The 19,149-nt window shown below is 33.0% G+C and carries 16 protein-coding genes; 12 read left to right on the top strand and 4 right to left on the bottom strand.

The window, feature by feature from the left end; translation table 11 throughout:
- Positions 1 to 366 precede the first annotated feature (366 nt).
- Positions 367 to 1,929, top strand: coding sequence for a multicopper oxidase family protein (locus JCM9152_RS19625; protein ID WP_035347228.1), 1,563 nt, complete (start codon positions 367 to 369; stop codon positions 1,927 to 1,929).
- A gap of 377 nt (positions 1,930 to 2,306) precedes the next feature.
- Positions 2,307 to 2,939: a response regulator transcription factor gene (locus JCM9152_RS19620; RefSeq protein ID WP_052016214.1), complete on the top strand. Its 633-nt coding sequence runs from the start codon at positions 2,307 to 2,309 to the stop codon at positions 2,937 to 2,939.
- A 745-nt stretch (positions 2,940 to 3,684) separates the two neighbouring features.
- Here JCM9152_RS19620 and JCM9152_RS19615 read toward each other — a convergent pair.
- The 4 genes from JCM9152_RS19615 to JCM9152_RS21615 form a co-directional block, all read right to left on the bottom strand.
- A complete protein-coding gene (locus JCM9152_RS19615; RefSeq protein ID WP_035347226.1) occupies positions 3,685 to 4,041 on the bottom strand; it encodes a hypothetical protein in 357 nt (118 codons plus the stop codon).
- A 272-nt stretch (positions 4,042 to 4,313) separates the two neighbouring features.
- Positions 4,314 to 4,712 carry a hypothetical protein gene (locus JCM9152_RS21620; RefSeq protein ID WP_148296556.1) on the bottom strand — a complete coding sequence of 133 codons (399 nt, stop codon included), beginning with the start codon at positions 4,710 to 4,712 and terminating at the stop codon, positions 4,314 to 4,316.
- Positions 4,697 to 5,665, bottom strand: a complete 969-nt coding sequence (locus JCM9152_RS19610) for an FRG domain-containing protein (protein ID WP_052002496.1) — start codon at positions 5,663 to 5,665, stop codon at positions 4,697 to 4,699. Before JCM9152_RS19610 ends, JCM9152_RS21620 begins: the two co-directional genes overlap by 16 nt.
- A gap of 30 nt (positions 5,666 to 5,695) precedes the next feature.
- The gene (locus JCM9152_RS21615) at positions 5,696 to 6,175 is read right to left on the bottom strand and encodes a helix-turn-helix domain-containing protein (RefSeq protein WP_052002497.1); all 480 of its coding nucleotides are present in this window, start codon (positions 6,173 to 6,175) and stop codon (positions 5,696 to 5,698) included.
- A 292-nt stretch (positions 6,176 to 6,467) separates the two neighbouring features.
- Here JCM9152_RS21615 and JCM9152_RS19600 point away from each other — a divergent pair, with 292 nt between their 5' ends.
- The 10 genes from JCM9152_RS19600 (at position 6,468) to JCM9152_RS19555 (ending at position 18,752) form a co-directional block, all read left to right on the top strand.
- Positions 6,468 to 7,118, top strand: a complete 651-nt coding sequence (locus tag JCM9152_RS19600; protein WP_003322895.1) for a PDDEXK family nuclease — start codon at positions 6,468 to 6,470, stop codon at positions 7,116 to 7,118.
- On the top strand, positions 7,096 to 9,012 hold the full coding sequence (locus JCM9152_RS19595) for a TnsB C-terminal domain-containing protein (RefSeq protein ID WP_034751631.1): 1,917 nt from the start codon (positions 7,096 to 7,098) through the stop codon (positions 9,010 to 9,012). The genes JCM9152_RS19600 and JCM9152_RS19595 overlap by 23 nt, the downstream gene beginning before the upstream one ends.
- Before the next feature lie 21 nt (positions 9,013 to 9,033).
- Entirely contained in the window at positions 9,034 to 10,023 is a 990-nt protein-coding gene (locus tag JCM9152_RS19590; RefSeq protein ID WP_034633157.1) for an ATP-binding protein, read from the top strand.
- Between the two features lie 45 nt (positions 10,024 to 10,068).
- Complete coding sequence (locus tag JCM9152_RS19585; protein WP_034633155.1) at positions 10,069 to 11,685, top strand: hypothetical protein; 1,617 nt, start codon at positions 10,069 to 10,071, stop codon at positions 11,683 to 11,685.
- A gap of 195 nt (positions 11,686 to 11,880) precedes the next feature.
- Positions 11,881 to 13,398 (top strand): hypothetical protein, encoded by a 1,518-nt coding sequence (locus JCM9152_RS23540; RefSeq protein ID WP_034633152.1) that lies wholly within the window; start codon positions 11,881 to 11,883, stop codon positions 13,396 to 13,398.
- Between the two features lie 493 nt (positions 13,399 to 13,891).
- Complete coding sequence (locus JCM9152_RS19575; protein ID WP_012961017.1) at positions 13,892 to 14,638, top strand: metal ABC transporter ATP-binding protein; 747 nt, start codon at positions 13,892 to 13,894, stop codon at positions 14,636 to 14,638.
- Positions 14,635 to 15,513 carry a metal ABC transporter permease gene (locus JCM9152_RS19570; RefSeq protein WP_034633145.1) on the top strand — a complete coding sequence of 293 codons (879 nt, stop codon included), beginning with the start codon at positions 14,635 to 14,637 and terminating at the stop codon, positions 15,511 to 15,513. Before JCM9152_RS19575 ends, JCM9152_RS19570 begins: the two co-directional genes overlap by 4 nt.
- A 28-nt stretch (positions 15,514 to 15,541) precedes the next feature.
- Positions 15,542 to 16,474: a metal ABC transporter substrate-binding protein gene (locus tag JCM9152_RS19565; RefSeq protein ID WP_034633144.1), complete on the top strand. Its 933-nt coding sequence runs from the start codon at positions 15,542 to 15,544 to the stop codon at positions 16,472 to 16,474.
- Positions 16,475 to 16,665: 191 nt separating this feature from the next.
- Entirely contained in the window at positions 16,666 to 17,013 is a 348-nt protein-coding gene (locus JCM9152_RS19560; RefSeq protein WP_003322885.1) for an AbrB/MazE/SpoVT family DNA-binding domain-containing protein, read from the top strand.
- 164 nt (positions 17,014 to 17,177) lie between these two features.
- On the top strand, positions 17,178 to 18,752 hold the full coding sequence (locus JCM9152_RS19555; protein ID WP_012961013.1) for a multicopper oxidase family protein: 1,575 nt from the start codon (positions 17,178 to 17,180) through the stop codon (positions 18,750 to 18,752).
- Positions 18,753 to 19,149 lie beyond the last annotated feature (397 nt).

Below are 19,149 nucleotides of genomic sequence, written 5' to 3'. Positions count from 1 at the left end.
GCCTGTCGACTTTGTCGACAGGCTGATGCACACAAGGTATTGTGTGCATTTTTATTTTTACTTGTAATGTCGGTTACATTTATAGTGATCGTCTTTACGTATTTGACTTTATACTGTGCAGTAGCTATATGAGTAAGCTGTTTACATACTCCTTTATCACTACTGTAGCTTAGTGGTTGTATCGTTTCAAAAAGGGAAAATTTATAGACGTCTTGCAGATTCTTGCTTAGTATTTCCAGAGGGAAAGTATGACGTTTTTATGAAAATGATATGTACGTTCATTTCTTCATAAATTCTATATATTTTTTTTTAGACTTATATTTGAAAGCTAATCAAACACAATTTTTGGAAAAGGGGAAATTAACTTTGAAAAAAACATACCGTTTTGCTGGTATAGTGGTGGCACTGTCAATAGTTATAGCTGGCTGTTCAAATGATAGAGTTGACCATTCACCGATGGGACATGGTGAGCCACAGCAGGAACAAATACAGGAAATGACTTCAGAAGACGGAAAAAGAGTTTTTGACCTAAATGTTACAGAAACCCATTGGATGTTCAATGATGAGATCATGGATGATGCATGGACATATAATGGTAGTTTACCTGGTCAAGAAATTAGAGTGCAAGAAGGCGATAGTGTATTAGTAAATGTGACTAATTCATTAGATGAACCCACCGCTCTTCATTTACACGGATTTCCTGTTCCAAATGAGATGGATGGTGTTCCTGGTGTAACACAAAATGCAATCATGCCTGGAGAAACATTTACTTATGAGTATCAGGCTGATGTGTCGGGGACATATTGGTATCATTCCCATCAAGATGGTGCTAGACAAGTTGGCAAGGGTCTTTACGGTGTTTTTATTGTTGAGCCTAAAGATGGGGAATCATATGATCTGGATGAAGTGGTCGTAATTGACGAGTGGTCCTCTATGGGAATGGAAGACATGGATCACGGTAATATGGATCATGGAAGCATGAACCACGACGATATGAACCACGGGAATATGGGCGAAGAAGAAATCGATCATGGCGGTATGAGTAGTGACAATAATGAGGTAAGTCATGCTGAAATGATGAATGAAATGTTTGATACTATGATTATTAATGGAAAAGCAACTCCACAAATCGAGTCAATTCAAGTTGAAGAAGGAACTAAAATGAAGCTGCGGTTTCTAAATACAGGGCTCTTTACTCAAGTTGTTTCGATACCAGGGCATTCTTATAAAATCACAAATTATGATGGTCAGTCTGTAAATGAACCTGAATGGTTAAATGATACAGCATTTCGCATAGCGCCTGCAGAACGCTATGATGTTGTAATAGATCTAGACAATCCAGGGGCATGGGGAATACAGGTTTTCGCTGAAGAGAACCGAGAGAATTTACAGTCTTTAATACCTATTATTTATAATGATTATGAAGACTATGACCTTCAAACGTCGGAAACAATTTCTTCATTTTTTGACTTTACTGACTACGGAGAAGCAATCGATGTCAATCTACCTGAAATCACAAAAGAGTTTGATATGATTCTTGGAACGAATGATGGTGGCGAGACGTTTACAATTAATGATAAGTTGTTTCCAGACCATGAAAGCTATGAAGTTGAAGAAGGAGACGTGGTGAAATTTACAATTGTAAATGACACGGATGTTGACCACCCCATGCACCTACATGGCGAATTTTTCAATGTTATTTCTAAGGACGGTATACCAATCTCAGGATCACCGATCTTAAAAGATACTTTGAATGTCAGGCCAGGGGAAACATATGGAATTGTCTTTGAAGCAAAAAATCCAGGGATTTGGATGTTCCATTGTCATGAATTTCATCATGCTAATGCAGGAATGATGGCAGAAGTTCGTTATAAAGGTTTTGAACCGGATTTTTCAATAGATCCTAACATCCCGAATAAACCTGAGTAATTTCATAAAAATATAAACAAACATGACTGCCGTAAGTGAGTCGTGTTTGTTTTGTTCTTCATTACTCGGTCCTTTTGTAAATTTTGAATATTACATTTCAATAAACTTGTTATAATCCTCATTATTAGCAACATCTTCATGAGTAGCTGCTTCATGATTGTGTAAGTATAAAATGTCGGCGTCAATTTCAGCAACTTTAGTAGTGGAATTTTGTTCGATAAAAAGATGAGTATGCTTCGAGACTCATCTAGTTCGAAAATTTCTTGAACTTGGCGCTGAGAAAGTTCATATTACATACTTTTAAGATAATCTAACATTCGATTGTTAATGTAAAATTTAGAAGTAAGAAGAAAAAGGTTAAGTATGAGGTGAGATCAGTGAAAAAAATACTTATAGTTGAAGATGAAAAACAAATGCAATCATTGCTCTGTATATGTATTGGTTCGAGCGAATTTGAGTTAACAACCGCGGGTTCTGGAAAAGAAGCACTTGAATTAATAAAAGAGCAACATTTTGATTTAATGTTACTTGATATCATGATGTCAGAAATGAATGGCTTTCAAGTATTGAAGGAACTAACAGAGAGAGAACTATTTGTTCCTACTATTATTATATCAGCTATTGGTGAAACGAATCAGGTGGTAGAGGGGTTAAACCTTGGGGCATCTGATTATATTACGAAGCCGTTTGAACCGAAAGAACTAGTGGCCAGAGTTAATTCTGTACTTCGACGTGTAGAGCCCTTACAACAGGTAGAAAAAAGGAAGGGGATGTTCGGAATTACCATAGATCAATCGCAACAAATGGTTTTATATAAGCAGAAAGGGATTCCACTGACTAAAAAAGAGTATCAGCTTTTTAGTACTCTTCTTTCCAACCCTGGACGTGTTTATACAAGGGAACAACTCTTTTACCTTGTATGGGATGATGCAGATGATCGTGATTTTCGAAATATTGATACCCATATTAAAAACATCCGTGATAAATTAAAAAAAGCCGGTGTACGTTGAATCAAAAGAATATACATTATTATTATTTGAAATACTTATGAGAAAGGCATTTTTAGTTTATGTATATAACTTTGCTTCATTTTTTTTATGAACCAAAGTTATATACATAAAATGAAAATGACACAAACTTATATACAAATATAAAAGTAAATTACGTGGAAAGCTTAATGTTTGATATTCTAATAATACAAACACTTATCTTTTTAACGTTGGTCTACAAATGTGGAATATTGTGGAATGATAACTAGAGTTAATTTCCTATTGTATAATTTAATTACATTCCTTTGGAGGTTGGGGCTAACGGAAATTGGAATTAATCTTAATTAGGACGCTTTTTAAATTTAAATATAATTTTGTCCATAATTTCTATTTAAAATGAAGGTTTTTGCTAAACTTTGTAATTGTAGAGCGAATTTTGAAAATAAAAGTCTAGGTGAGTTGTTGATTGTTCCAAGAAGCGGTTTACTAATTTTTCCATATTCAATTAATTAAATGTGTGGAGGTGAGTTGGTATGGCTGATTATAAAGAAATTGACTGTTGGAATTGTGACTGTCTGGAACTCCATAAGGAAATAGACGATGATGTATGGAAGTGTCAAAGGTGTGGATGCAAATCATCTGAATAAACTTATTATCTTCTGCATTTAGGCTACTGTATCATAAATTTTGATGAGTGTACGCCCAGAATATTAGAGAGTTTCTGGGCACTAGTTAAAAGTGTTAACATACATTAGATCAAAATAAATTACTCAACGGAAATTTCTTTTCTGTACTTTACCATAGGAACGGTCCTGTCAACATATGGACCTTTTAGGTTTTCATACTCAATTCCAGCTTTGTTTTGAAACAGCTTCGGTTGAATGCTTGGCAATGATAATGACATTTCTATAAAATAGAGTCCAGCTACATAACCATTTCCTTTGAAGTTAAAAATACCAAAATCAAAATGTCCAGCCATTACGCTTGCTTTATTGGAACCGCAAAGTTGTCCGGATTGTTTTCGTACATTTATTAGCAAAGATGCGTGATTAAATAGGTTTGTTGTTCCGAAGATATGTAAAGCCCTATCTTCAATTAATTCAACTTCAACATTAAAATCCACTTCAATTCCATCTGGATTTATTGGGATGGTTGGTTCGAATTTATAAGTTGCTCTTTCTGGAACGGTATAAGGGTCAATAGAATTGTAATCATTCTCTGAAATAGCTAATTTAACTTGCCAGTATGAAATATAGTCTACTATTTCCTCACTACTATTATGAGCATCTTCAAAACACCTACTAATATGGTAGGCTTTTTGCCTTTCATTAAGGTTTTCCTTATTAGCCCAAAAGTAAATATTGTCTAAGGCTATAAAATAGTCAGTAAAATTGCTTAAATATGCTTTAAATTCAATATTTCTAGAGACACCAAACTATCGTTTAAAAAATATATTTCATTGATTTTAGATATGTATATATTAATAATGTCGAAAAGCTCTTGGAATTCATGATCATTAAAATAAAAAACTAATTCCTTATGAATAGGTTGCACTTCATCATATAGTTTTTTCTTATAAACAAATAGATGCTTATCATTTTCAAATACATATTTATCATTATAATCAGCCATTACACTGTAGGTGTTACTTTCATCCCAACTGTATCCGTCTTTATCTCTTTGCTTTAAAGGTTGCATTTGAATGTTGTCATTTAAAGGATTACACCACATATATCTTAAAATCCAATTATATAAAATATAATCTTCGCCAGTTTTTGCTACGAAAACTGACACCACATCAATTTGCCTTTATATTCATTAATTAAGTACCTGACAGCACTATGGATTTCATTTATTTTTAGTAGCTTAGTTAATGTTATTTTAATTGAAACCCGTCGTACTCCAGGATAAGAAATATCCTGTTCCTCCGTAATACTGTAGGTACCATCCAATGATAAATTAATTTCTTTATATTTTTCTTTTAAATATTTAGCAACTGAAGGTAGTTCCGGATAAACAGTAGCTTTATTAATATTGTGTGCAGCATCTAATTCTTTCTTAATTGTTTCTTTATACTCATAAGGAACTGAGATTATAAGGGATGGTTTTATAGAATTGAGAGTTAATAAATCCTTTTGAATCTCTCCTTCTGATACTAAATTACCACAAATCACGAACGTTCCTTGTTGATTAAATAAACGGGTATTGGCTTCTTGTAATTTTGCAGTATAAGGCACAAAATAAGAACCGTTAACAATTTGTAAGATTTCATGGTGTTCAATTTGTTCATGAAAAGTTTGCTCATATAGGTGTTGGATATGACCAATCTGTAAGTCTTCTATAGTTGCAAGTAGACTTAGAAGTTGAATTTCTTTACTATTCAATTCCTTGGGTTGTTGAATAAAGATGTAAACAAGGCCAGGGCTTTCATCTTCAACATCCTCAACAGCAAAAAACAATGCATATAAGGGGTTTATCGTAACATCAATTAATCTTGTAGGAATTTCATAATGTTGCATTTTAGCTAAGTGCTCAAGTGGTGTTGAATACTTTTTAAACTCATCACTTTTAAGGTGAATAGCTTCTTGATATATGTTATGTTCATTAGACATATATCCAATATCTCTGGAAATACTAGAGCTTATATCTGGAAATCTTTTTAATTGGCCCCTATAAAAAATAGGTGAGTGTCCCTCATAACGTTTTAACTTTTTTTGAAATTCATCTATACTGATAGCTTGATCCAACTTGCTCACTCCTTTTCCGCGTAAATCACTTTAAAAGTAATTCTTCTTTATTTTAGCAAATTCTCTAAGTTCATTCTGATCTTTAACAGGAAGATCTCTATAAATATTTAATAATTCTGTTTCATTTACTGTTAAAGTACCAAGAAATCGGTTATTCATCTCATGATTAAATAATTTCTGTAAGTAAGTCATTGGTATGTTAAATTCTTTACTTAATTTTTCTTGCTCAGTATAAAGTGACTGCAATAACCGGCTTATTATTATTTGTAATGGAATTTTAGAATCATTTGGTAAGCATTTTTTTTTATTACCTGTTCCCTTAATTAACCAGTCAATTGTTACATTATATAGTTCACTAATACCAACTAAAGTTTCAATTGAGGGTTTATTTCTTCCAATTTCTAAATCACTTAACGACCCCTGGGACATACGAATCGTTTGCGCAAATTCCTTTTGCTTTAGTTTTGCTGCGTGTCTTGTTTTTTTTATTCTTTCCCCAATGTGCTCCATAATTACTTCTCCTCATAAAATTGATGTAATTGTTTCCATTTTATTGAAAGCAGTGTGCAAAGTAACTAAACCATTGTAGAATATCCTCATTACCGATATTATACATCGGCTTCTAATGTATATAATAAGTGACATTTTTAAAATTAACATTATTGATTCAATATTCCTCACACTATCAATTTATTTACAGTTTTCATAGTTTTATACTTCAACTAGTATTTTTTTCTAGCAAATTGGAAAACATATTAGTAGGTCTATATTATAACTACGATTAATTAAAAGAGGTGAAAATTTGTTTAAGCCCATTCCTATAAAAAGAAGTGATCAATTTTATAGTAATTATTGGGTAGGGTACAGTCTCAAATTAATGAGGGAAGTTGATTTTTTTGGGGATCTACAGTATGAGTATTGGCTACAAGTAGAAACAGATCCAGATATTTCAGAATTTTGCGAAAGGCCCATAATTATAGATGGGGTTCTAGAAGGTAAAAGGAAAAAAACACAATTTGATATGTACCTAAAAAAGAGAGACGGGAAAAAGACTTTAGTTAAGATTCTATATTCTAGTAAACAAGATTCCCCATTAAGAGCACTTGAAAAACTCTATTGCGAAAAAAATGGATTTGAATATATATGTATTTCTGAATTAGATATTAGACAAAACCCTATTGCTCTTTCTAATAGAAAGCAGATCATTACGACTTTATGTAATAGAAAGCAACCAATAGATATAGATTTAAGGAAACTTCTTCATGAAGTGACAAGTAAGAGAACATCAATAAAACAAATAATTGAAAACATGAATGCAAGTATCTCTTTACCTCGTACAAAAGAAGCTTTATTTTGGCTTATTTATAAAGGAGACATATCTTCGAATATGTACGAAAAAAAAATATCACTTGAAACAGAGGTGTGGTTGAATGACCAAACGAAGGATAATTGAAAACGAAAATGTTGATAAAGAACTACTGGATCTTACTAAATGGCCAGACGTTCGGATTGAAAGTTTATCAGATGAAGATCAATCCACTTTTTTAAAAAGAAAAAAAGCAATCCTCATGTATTTTAAAAGCAAGACACATACACAAATTCATAAGGAAACTGGAATTAATAGATCACAAATAAGTATTTTTTTAAAAAAGTGTTTGAAGTTTGATCAACAAGGGGTTCTGTGGGGATTTAGAGCGTTAATTCCCCACAAGCGTATTGATTCCTACAACCGACAATCATTACCTAAATCAAAACAAGATAATAACAATGGTGCATTTCAACTGTTATTGGAAACATATCCTGACCTACGAGAATTAATAGATCGACATGTTTTTAAACAAAAAAATAAGGCAGCATCTGAGCTTAATACCAGAACAAAACATATCCATAAGAAATTTATAATAAAGTGTCGTGAATTAGGTATCGCGCCACCTCATTATCCTTTTAATACTTCTGAACAAGGAAGAAGAAGCCTTTACAGATATGTTAAGGAATTGAATTTTAGATCAGTTCCAATTTATGAATCAACAAATCAAATATCTTTAATAAATAGACCGTTTGAACGTGTTCAATTTGATGGCCACAAACTAGATTTAAGCCTTGCTATTGTAATAAATACACCTGAAGAAGTAGAAGTAGTCAAAGAAATTAATAGAATCTGGCTCTTAACTGTTATGGATGTGGCTACAAGAAATATTCTTGGTTATCATATTAGTTTTAATAAAGAATACAATTCTTCAGATGTTTTAAGGTGTATTCGAAATGCGATTGTTCCGTGGCAACCTAAAACTTTTACGATTTCTGGACTTGAATATCCTAAAGATGGAGGATTTCCATCAGCGGTTATTCCAGAAACTCAATGGGCAGTGTGGGGAGAAATGTTTTATGATAATGCTCGATCTAATCTTTCAACAATAGTGCAAGACAGATTGAAAAACGTTGTGGGATGTGCAATAAATGCTGGACCAGTTGAATCACCTTTGAGAAGAAGCATTCAAGAACGGTTCTATGGAATTCTGGAAGAAAATGGTTTTCATCTATTGCCCAATACAACAGGTAGCAACCCTAACGATTCTCGTCGGAAAGATGCGGCCAAACAAGCGATTAAGTATCGAATTTCACCTGAGCACATAGAGGAACTTACTGAGGTCTTAATAGCTCAATATAATGGAACGCCACATGAAGGGATTAGTTTCCTTTCTCCTCTTGAAATAATGAAAGAAAAGGTTGAACAAAACCCTATGATTATTGATCAAATATCTATAGAAAAAAGAAGCGAGGCAGCTTTTATGACTCTTCATGCGCAGCGAACAATCAATGGCAATGTCAAAGATAAACGTCGGCCATATATACAATATGAAAATGTCCGATACACCAACCCAATTTTATCAAATTCTTATGGTTTAATTGGGATGAAGTTAGATTTAGTAGTTAATACAGATGATCTTCGTGTAATAAAAGCATTTTATCCTGATGGTTCAGAATTAGGACTTTTAAAAGCGTCAGGGAAATGGGGAATAACTCCACATACTTTGCTTGTAAGGCAAGAGATTTTTAAAATGCGCCATAGAAAACTAATGCATTTTACAAACCAGGATGATGCTGTCCAAATATATCATAACTTTTTATTAGAAAATGCAAAATCAAATAAAAATACTAGAAATAAATTAGCTGCTCTAGAAAAAAGTATTCGTGAGACAACTTTCTATTCAAATTCTAATGAATTAAAAGAAAATGATGTTATTGAGACAAATGATGAGTTCAATCAGAAGAAACAACTCAGAGAAAAGAAAAAAAGGTCAAAAGGATCAGAGATAAAAAAAATCAGAAAAACTATATTTTATTAATTTTAGAAAGTAGGTGAAAAGATGCATCCTATAGTTAAAAGTGAAGCATTACCAGAAACAAGACCATTATTTCCAAAAGGGACTCACCCAATAGAAACAGGCCGTTATCTAATTGGAACAAATGAAATTGATCATTTATATAAAAAAGTTGTTCAATGTCTTACTAATCGGTCAACGGGTGTTATCATCCATGGAAGACCACGATTAGGCAAAACCCGTGCATTAGAATATTTAATGCGTATCCTACCTGAAGAATTTGATAATATACCAATTTACTTTCTTTTGTCTAGAGAATATAAAAATGCTAACGAAAATATCTTCTTTCAAGATATTTTACTAGACATTGGCCACGCGGTTCCCTTTTCAGGCAAGGCAGATAAAAAGCGCCAACGTCTACTCTGGTTTTTAATTGAACGAGCAAATCAATCAGGTAAGAGGAGAATCGTCTTCTTTATAGATGATGCTCAAAGATTGGTTGACATGCAATATGGCTGGCTAATGGATATTTATAATGATTTAGATAGAGTAGGAATCAGCTTGACCGTCTTTTTAGTAGGGCAAGATGAATTAGTAAATCGCAGATCTTCATTTGGAGCCGAAGGGAAACAACAAATCATTGGACGTTTTATGGTACATCAACATCAATTTAGCGGAGTGAAAACCAAAGGTGATCTAGAAGAAATACTAGAAGGTTACGACAAATATTCATATCCACAAGATACAACATGGACTATGACTAGATATTATTTTCCTACTGCTTATTTAAATGGATTTCGTTTGAAAAATTTTACCGACTCAATCTTTGAAGCTTTTATACAATTAAGAAAAGCTGCAGGAATAAGATCCAAAATAGAAATTCCAATGCAATATATTACTTTAACAATAGAATACCTGTTAAGAGAATTTGGTGTTGAAGGAGAAAATTTAGAAGGATTAAGTGATGAGCATTTTGAAGAAGCAGTTGAAAACTCAGGTTATATAGAAGCGGAAACCAACGTTATTTTTGGTTAAAAGTTAAATTGTTTTTCGTTACAATATTGAAAGGAATAACTCCATTTGAATTTACAACATGAAGTTCCTAAAAATAAAAGAAATGCTACGTTAAACTGGAACAATGATTGGTTTAACTCTTATGAATCACCATGGGGGATATTTGAAAAACTAAAATTCACCAACTTTATTGATGCAAATGATATATTGCGATTATTTGGAGTAGAGAAAGTTAGAAATTTAAAGAGTTTCGGAAAAACACACCGACAATTAATACATTTAAATGGTTTAGATGAAGATATAGTTGAACGATTCTTAGGATTTTCATTGCACCAACATAATAATTATTTATTGCAAAAGTTATTTCAATGCTTCTATAACTTTAATAAAAGTTCTAGTTACTATTTTAGAGATGACTTATTTTTTTGTATTGATTGTTTAAAGACTGGCTACCACAGTTTATTTTTCCAATCCAAATTAATTCATTTTTGTCCGTTTCATAAGCTGCCATTAATTCAAGGTTGTCCTTATTGTCGTAATCCAATACCGTATTTGCTCTCTGATCAATATACTGATGGACCATTCCTTTGTAAGTGTGGGAACGGTTGGTTAACATCCGAAACTACACCAAATCCAACTTTTTCATGGAAAAAACCAATAGGTGATATTCAATCTCAAGCATTGAATGCTTGGTTGAATCTTGATCAGAGTCAAATCAACAGATTAAATAAATGTAGGTTCTTTTCTGGAATTGACTTGGAAGATGATTCAGAGGTATTAGAAAAATTGATTTCAGTGGTCGATAGTGATTTTAAAATCTCTAAGGAATATGAATATACTTATCATAAAATAGAAACCTCGAACTATATTAATTCGCTAAAAATTGGCATAAACGAAAACGAACTACAGAATGCAAATTATTTATTAAAGAACAGCCAAATTAATGATGTCGTGGATTCCTGGACACTTTTAAACAATAACCCTAAATACCAACAACACTACGACTATATTTATAATAACTCACAAAAAACAGTTAAAGCGTTCGCTCGTCACATTAGGAATACAATCTATCCAGAGCATAGAACATGTGTTAAGCGATTAGTTCGTTTATTAAAAGAAGAGAACAAGTCATTCCCACCAATTTGTCCTCACGCTTATGCATATGTATTTTGGAGAAAATCAATTGATGAAATTGATCATTTTTATGAAGTTGATAGGTATGGTCATGCAAATAGAAAATATCCTTATGATCTGGATGTTGCTTCTGGTTTAGATCGAGACTTCATTAAATCATTTGTTGATGAATGGATCGATTATTATGACTATGTTCGAGATAAAGAGCTTGTGGGTTTGAATTGGATTATCAATAAAATTATTAGTGTTTTATTGTCAAACCATTATATGAATTGGTTACGTATCTCAACAAAATATAGTGAAGCAAGAGAAGAGGCTAATTTTAGACAGTACATCTATAAAGATCTGGCTTTTTTCACAGTCATATTCCCATCAAAAGACACAGAAGAACCGATTGAATTTCATTGGTGGGACAAAACAATTAAATATTCAACTCTTTTATGTCCTTTTGCATCACAGAGTAAAAAAAGATTTTCAGAAAAGGAGTTAAGACATTCCGAACTTAGTATCCCTAGAAACTTTTACAATAAAGAAGTTGACATGAAATGATCTGCATGAAATCGTCAGAGTTTATTGTTCTGGCGAATTTTTTATTTTATCTGTATCTCAGGAAATTCCCTTATAAAGGTTTTAGTGAAAATCCAACTGTTTATGTATATTTTCTTATATTAATAGAATTTCTTGTCAATACTAGTAGAAGAATAACCCTGACATTATTTAATAATAAGTTTGGAGGGCACAATATTGAGACGTTTTATAGGGGAAGTCACTTGGAATAGTAAGTGGGTATGTCCTTTTGATTCACCATGGACAATAATTGAAAAAATTAAATATGCTAATGCACTTACAACTAGAGACTTTTTAGGTTTAATAGGTACAGAATACGTAAGACCAGTAAAGTCAAATATGAATGCCAGGTTTATTGATCTTTTCACCTTAGAAGGCATAGATGATATGAATTTCAAACAAATATTTAGCTTTTCTTTATTTGAGCATAACCAATCAATGATTAATCTTCTGACTGATCCAATTTATGATGGAAAAAATAATCTATTAAAATATTTTTATCCTCAACTTTATTTTTGTCCTCAATGTATTACGCAAGGGTTTCATAGCTTATTGCACCAGTTTAAATTACTTAATAATATATGTCCCTTTCACCAAATCCCCTTAGTTAACTCATCTTCAATTTGCTGCGGCAATTCGGAAAATAACCAACAATATCGAACTAACTTTAGGAACAAGCTTAATTCCTTTCAGTGTAACTGCGGGAATACCTTTAGTAATTTCATCAATCCGTATCGCCCGAAGTGGTATCAACCAACTTTCCATAAAATAAAATTTACTGAATTAAAAGAGTGGATGTTACTTCCACCTGATGAGAAAAAAATTATAACCTCATCCTTGTTTTTTGTAGATAAAAAAGAAACCGATGATAATAGTTATACAATGATTAGAAATTTATTGAAAACTTCCAATAACATTAAGAACAATTTTATCCATACAAAGGATCTAAGGGAGAACCATACTACAGTTAAGAAATTAAATGCACTTAATTTCCCTATCAAAACTAATCAATCTTCATTAAAATATTATGGATTCGGAATCAAATATAACGAAATTATTTTTCAAGAGACCAAGACAATAATAAACTGTACGGCTAGAAAATTAAGAAAAGAGATTTATTCAAAGCATAAACATTGCCTAATCCGTATGAAAAAAAATTTACATTCGAGAAATTGTTGCCCTATTGCTAAAGCATATCTCCAATGGCGATACGCAATCCAAGGTTTTGATCAGATCTATGATGTAGATAATTCACAATCATATTCAGATCGCTTATACAAAAGGCGACTTGACTATGCTAATCATGTAGATAGAGAATTTCTGTATTTATTAACTGATGACCTTAATAGTATGTTTGAAATTACCGACCTAGATAATGTTCAAGAATTTATTAAACTCCTAAAACGTTTAGTTTATTATTTAGCTATTAACTACTTTAATTATATACTGGAACAACTTAGTTTAGGGAAAGCTGATATACCGGATCTGGTTACTCATGGTGATTATATAGAACCCTTTATCATAGAGGTTCCTATTGTCAAAGGAGGGCCTTTTGTATTCCATTCATGGGGGGAACGTGCAACTATAAATATAGATTATCAAAAAATCTGCCCATCAAAAACAACTACTAGAGTTAGTAATACAACTGAAGAAATAAATAAACACCCTTTAAAAGATGCTATAGATAGAATATAAATAGTTTTGCAAGTGGAAACTGAGGCTGACTTTATGCATTTTGGAACCAATCATACTTCTTACTTGAACTGGAATATTTTCTACGATTCAATAGTGTACTTGTCTAGCCGGCGGAAAAGAGGAGTTATAACAGGTAGCAAAAGATCAAATTTTCAAGGTTTATTCTAGTAGAAAGAGAATAAGTGTGCAAAAAAAGAGTCAGATCGCATAGTAACTACGATTCGACTCTTTTTTTTGCAGACTTATTTTAAAATAGACAATCATAAACAGAATATTTAGGTTGTAAATTAGAAATAGAGTGAATATAATGGTATTAAAGTTGCACTAGGGAAAAATAAATTTACAAGCACAAGTTTATTTCGTTAATGCAAATACATAAATTAATTTATTAGAGGTGTTCTTGTAGAACCTTTTATTTTTGGCAAAAAGTTGCCTTAGTGAAAGTTTGTAAGTTATATGCAAATCATCAAACAACTAAAAGGAGTGAAAAACGTTGGACGACATATTATTAATTCAGAATTTACATGTTTCCTATCACGGAAAAGAAGTGTTAAGAAATATATCATTCTCCACAAAAAAAGGGGAAATTGTTGGAATCATCGGTCCAAATGGGGCGGGAAAGTCAACTTTATTAAAATCACTGTTGCATTTGATCCCAAAAGATAAGGGTGAAATAAACATCGCAGGTAAATCGATTCAGGAAATGCGGGAGAAAATTGCCTATGTCCCTCAACGTAGCACTATTGACTGGGACTTCCCTATTACAGTGATTGATACAGTCTTGATCGGAACATATCCGAAACTTGGCTTGTTTAAACGACCAAAGAAAAGAGAAAGAGAATGGGCCTATGAATGTTTAAAAAAAGTTGGGATGAAAGAGTATAGTCAGCGTCAAATTGGAGAGTTATCGGGTGGGCAACAGCAACGAGTATTCGTTGCTAGGGCGTTAGCTCAAAATCCAGAATTGTTTTTTCTTGATGAACCATTTGTCGGGATCGATGTGACAAGTGAGGAAACCATTATTAACATTTTGCGTGAACAGCGAGATGAAGGAAAAACCGTTTTCATTGTCCATCATGATTTAAGTAAAGCAGGTGCGTATTTTGATGAGTTGTTGTTACTAAATAAAGAACTAATCAAATATGGATCTGTACACGAGGTATGTCGACCAGAGATAATTTCGAAAGCTTACCATGGACAATTATCCTTTTTAGAGGAAATGGGGATGACAATATCATGAGTATAATTGCTTTCTATGAGTCTATTTTACAATATGAGTTTTTACAAAGAGCATTACTTACATCAGTTCTAGTAGGGATTGTTTGTGGAGTTATAGGTTGTTTTATCATTTTAAGAGGGATGTCCTTAATGGGGGATGCCATTTCGCATGCTGTTCTTCCAGGGGTTGCGATCTCTTATATGCTAGGAATCAATATTTTTTATGGTGCTGTAGTGACTGGTTTACTTACAGCGATTGCCATTGGCTATATTAGTCAAAATAGTCGGATTAAAGATGATACATCGATTGGCATCATGTTTACTGCTGCTTTTGCAGTGGGAATTATCGTTATTACTTTCTTGCAAAGTAGCACCGATTTATACCATATCTTATTTGGGAATGTTCTGGCTGTCCCTACCTCTGAAATGTGGATGACCTTAATTGTTACAGTCATAGTATTACTATCTGTCTATCTATTTTTTAAAGAGTTACTTGTTACGACCTTTGATCCTACTATGTCAGCAGCTTATGGCTTACCTAATAAAATCATACATTATCTGTTAATGGCCCTTTTAACAATGGCTACAGTTGCTTCATTGCAAACAGTCGGGATTGTATTAGTTGTAGCGATGTTAATAACACCTGCAGCAACTGCCTACCTCTTGACGAATCACTTGGGGATTATGGTTTTTCTAGCAGCTGGTTTTGGCGTTGTTGCTTCAATAATTGGTCTTTATTTTAGCTTTTCGTATAATTTAGCTTCTGGACCAACGATTGTCGTTGTAGCAAGTACATTTTTTGCCATGGCATTTTTCTTATCACCTAAACAAGGGTTGTTATGGCGTTCTTTACGTGCTCGAAAAAATAGAGCGCTGGTAACACAATCAAATGTCTAAAATAATATTCGTAAAAGGGAGAGGAAATATGAGAAATTTATTATTTATTACTACAATTCTTACACTGTTTTTACTTGGGGCATGTGGTAGTAAACCGACTGGTCAAGAAGAAAGTACGAATCAAAAATTGGAGGTTGTCACGACTTATTCTATTATTTATGATATTACAAAAAATGTCGGAGGAGATATAGTAGAAATTTATAATTTAACCCCCATCGGTGCAGATCCACACGAATATGACCCACTTCCAGAGGATGTTAAGAAAACAACTGATGCAGATGTTGTCTTTTATAATGGGTTAAACTTAGAAGAAGGAAACGGATGGTTTAGGAAGTTAATTGAAGTTGCCGGAAAAGGAGATGAGGATGCACCCGTTTATCTAGTGAGTGAAGGAGTAGTACCGATTCTTTTAGAATCCAAAGGCTTAGAAGAGGAAGCTGATCCACATGCTTGGCTCGATTTGCGTAACGGAATTACGTATACTGAAAATATACGCGATGCATTAATTAAAGAAGACCCCGAGAATGAGAGTATTTATGTAGAAAATGCTACTCAATATATACAAGAGCTATCCGAACTGCATGAGAAAGCGATTGAAAGCATTGCGACTATCGATGAGAATAAGCGATTTTTAATTACAAGTGAAGGGGCATTTAAATATTTTGGTGCCGCCTATGACATAGAAACAGGGTATATTTGGGAAATTAATTCTGAAAATCAAGGCTCTCCTCAACAAATGCGTGATGTAATAGATCTAGTGCGAGATAAAGGGATAACATCTCTTTTTATTGAAACAAGTGTAGATCGCCGTACCATGGAAACTGTATCACAAGAAACGGGTGTACCTATTGTAGGCACTGTTTATACAGATTCTCTTGGAAAAGCAGGAACAGATGGGGATACTTATTTAAAAATGATGGAGTCAAACATTAATGTAATTATTGAAGGTTTAAGTAAGTGATTTATGTTTTAAAGAAAACACATTATCCGTACAAAGGGTAATGTGTTTTCTTATGAATCGTCAATTGGTTAAAAACTATTTAAGCAAAAATTAGTTCACAAAATGTACCAATAAAATTTTTGCAACTTCTTCACACTTTCTTTAAATTTCAATCCTATTCTATTAATAGTCATTGAAATGAGGTGAGATTAATGTTAATAAGTAGTAATTTTAAAGAAAAAGTTAAAGAATTAACTGATAGTAATTTGATGTGTAGTCTTAAGGATAAGCAGCACATTACCATTCCCAGTTCAATTAGGAGGAAATTAAATATCTTACCTGGAGAAGAGGTTGCAGTAGGATTAGCAGATGGCTTAAAAGATCTAATTATTAAAAAAAACTCCGATCATTCTCTTGATAATAAAATGATAGTGAGTGAAAGAGGCTCTATTCGTATTCCTACAGAATTAACAAGAGCTTTGGGTCTGTGTAAAGGTGATGTATTTCACATATATCTTTTAATAAAGGATAATTGTATCCTTCTAAAAAAGGAAAATTGATTGGCGTAATTTAGCTTTTTGTTTATTTTTTCAGAGAAAAATAAGTGTGACGTTTTTATGAAGATGCAGTTTAATTTTATTTCTTCATAAATTCTATATACTTTTTTATTAGACTTATTTTTGAGAATGTAATTAAATTTTTTTTGGAAAAGGGGAAATAAACATTGAAAAAGCCATACGGATTAGCTGGTATAGCGCTGGCATTGTCTTTAGTTATAGCCGGTTGCTCAAATGATGCTGTTGACCATTCTGCGATGGGACATGGTGAATCTCAGCAGGAAGAACAAACACAGGAAGCGACAACAGAAGATGGAAAGAGAGTTTTTGACATAAATGTTACAGAAACTCACTGGATGTTCAATGATGAAATCATGGATGATGCATGGACTTATAATGGAAGTTTACCTGGTCAAGAAATTAGAGTTCAAGAAGGAGATACTGTAATTTTAAATGTGACCAATTCTTTAGACGAACCTACTGCTCTTCATCTACACGGATTTCCGGTTCCGAATGAGATGGATGGTGTTCCTGGTGTAACACAAAATGCAATACTGCCTGGCGAACAGTTCACTTATGAATATCAGGCCGATGTACCAGGAACATATTGGTATCACTCGCACCAAGATGGTTCAAAGCAAGTTGGGAAAGGTCTTTATGGGGTCTTTATTGTTGAGTCGTCAGCTGATAAGTCATATGATGTAGATGAAGTAATTGTAATTGATGAATGGTCTTCAATGGGAACTGATATGAGTGAAATGGATCATGGTGACATGGACATGGGTGAAATGAGTGAAATGGACCACGGTGACATGGACATGAGTGAAATGAATGATATGGATCACGGTGATATGGACGGTGTTGCAAGTGAATTAAGTCATGCAGATATGATGAATGAAATGTATGACACACCACTTATAAATGGTAAGGCTTCACCTGCAATTGAAGCAATTGAAGTAGAAGAAGGAAATAAAGTCAAACTTCGTTTTGTGAATGCAGGGCTATTCACACAAGTAGTATCTATACCGGGTCATTCTTTTAAAATTACACACTATGATGGCCAACCTGTAAATGGACCAGAACTTTTAAATGATACAGCTTTTCGAATTGCACCTGCAGAACGCTATGAAGTTGAGGTAGAAATGAAAAACCCTGGAGCGTGGGGAATACAAGTATTTGCTGAAGAAAATGAGAAAACTCTTAATACTGTAATTCCTGTTATTTATGATGGTTATGAAGATGAGGAATTACAAGAGAATGATTCAAACTATTCATTTTTTGATTTAACTACTTATGGACAGGCGATGGAACAGAATCTTGGAGTTATTACAAAAGAGTATGATATGCTTCTTGGAACGGAAGATGGAGGTGAGACCTTCACGATTAATGACAAACAATTTCCTGACCATGAAATTTATGAAGTAGAAGAAGGTGACATTGTTAAGTTTACCATTGTAAACGATACAGAGGTCGATCACCCAATGCATTTGCACGGAGAGTTTTTCAACGTAATTTCGAAAGATGGAAACCCAATTCAAGGATCTCCGATTCTAAAGGATACGTTAAACGTTAAACCTGGTGAAACATACGAAATCGTCTTCGAGGCTAATAACCCTGGGAATTGGATGTTCCACTGTCATGAATTTCATCATGCGAGCGGTGGGATGGTAGCAGAAGTTCGTTACAAAGGATACGAACCAACTTTCACATTAGATCCAACTATTCCAAATACACCAGAGTAATCCCTATTAGTTAAAAATCATTAAAATGAAATTTACTCGAATGATAGGCCGTTTTCGGTTTATTGTTCGGGTAATTTACTTTAATAATAAAATAGTGATGTTCTGTTCTGTAGAGTTAACGTTTAAAGCAAGGGGGACTCGATCATTTTTTAAATTGTAATTAAAAAATGTAGATTGGGGGGCATGATACGATACTAAACAAACGTTGAGTTTATGGAGGGATTTTCAAAATATTATTATAAAATACTACAATGCCACCACTGCCGTTTTATCTGAATTAAGTTGAAATTCACAACCTTAACTAGGATTAGAATTATAATAAGAATGATTTTATAAAGTTGTTTTAGTGAAAAATAAACAAACACAAATCAATTTGAAATGTGTTTGCCTACTAATG

It is taken from the genome of Halalkalibacter hemicellulosilyticusJCM 9152, from assembly GCF_000513115.1.
Classification (GTDB): Bacteria; Bacillota; Bacilli; order Bacillales; family Bacillaceae_D; genus Halalkalibacter; species Halalkalibacter hemicellulosilyticus.
This window is presented reverse-complemented; position numbering and strand designations above follow the sequence as displayed.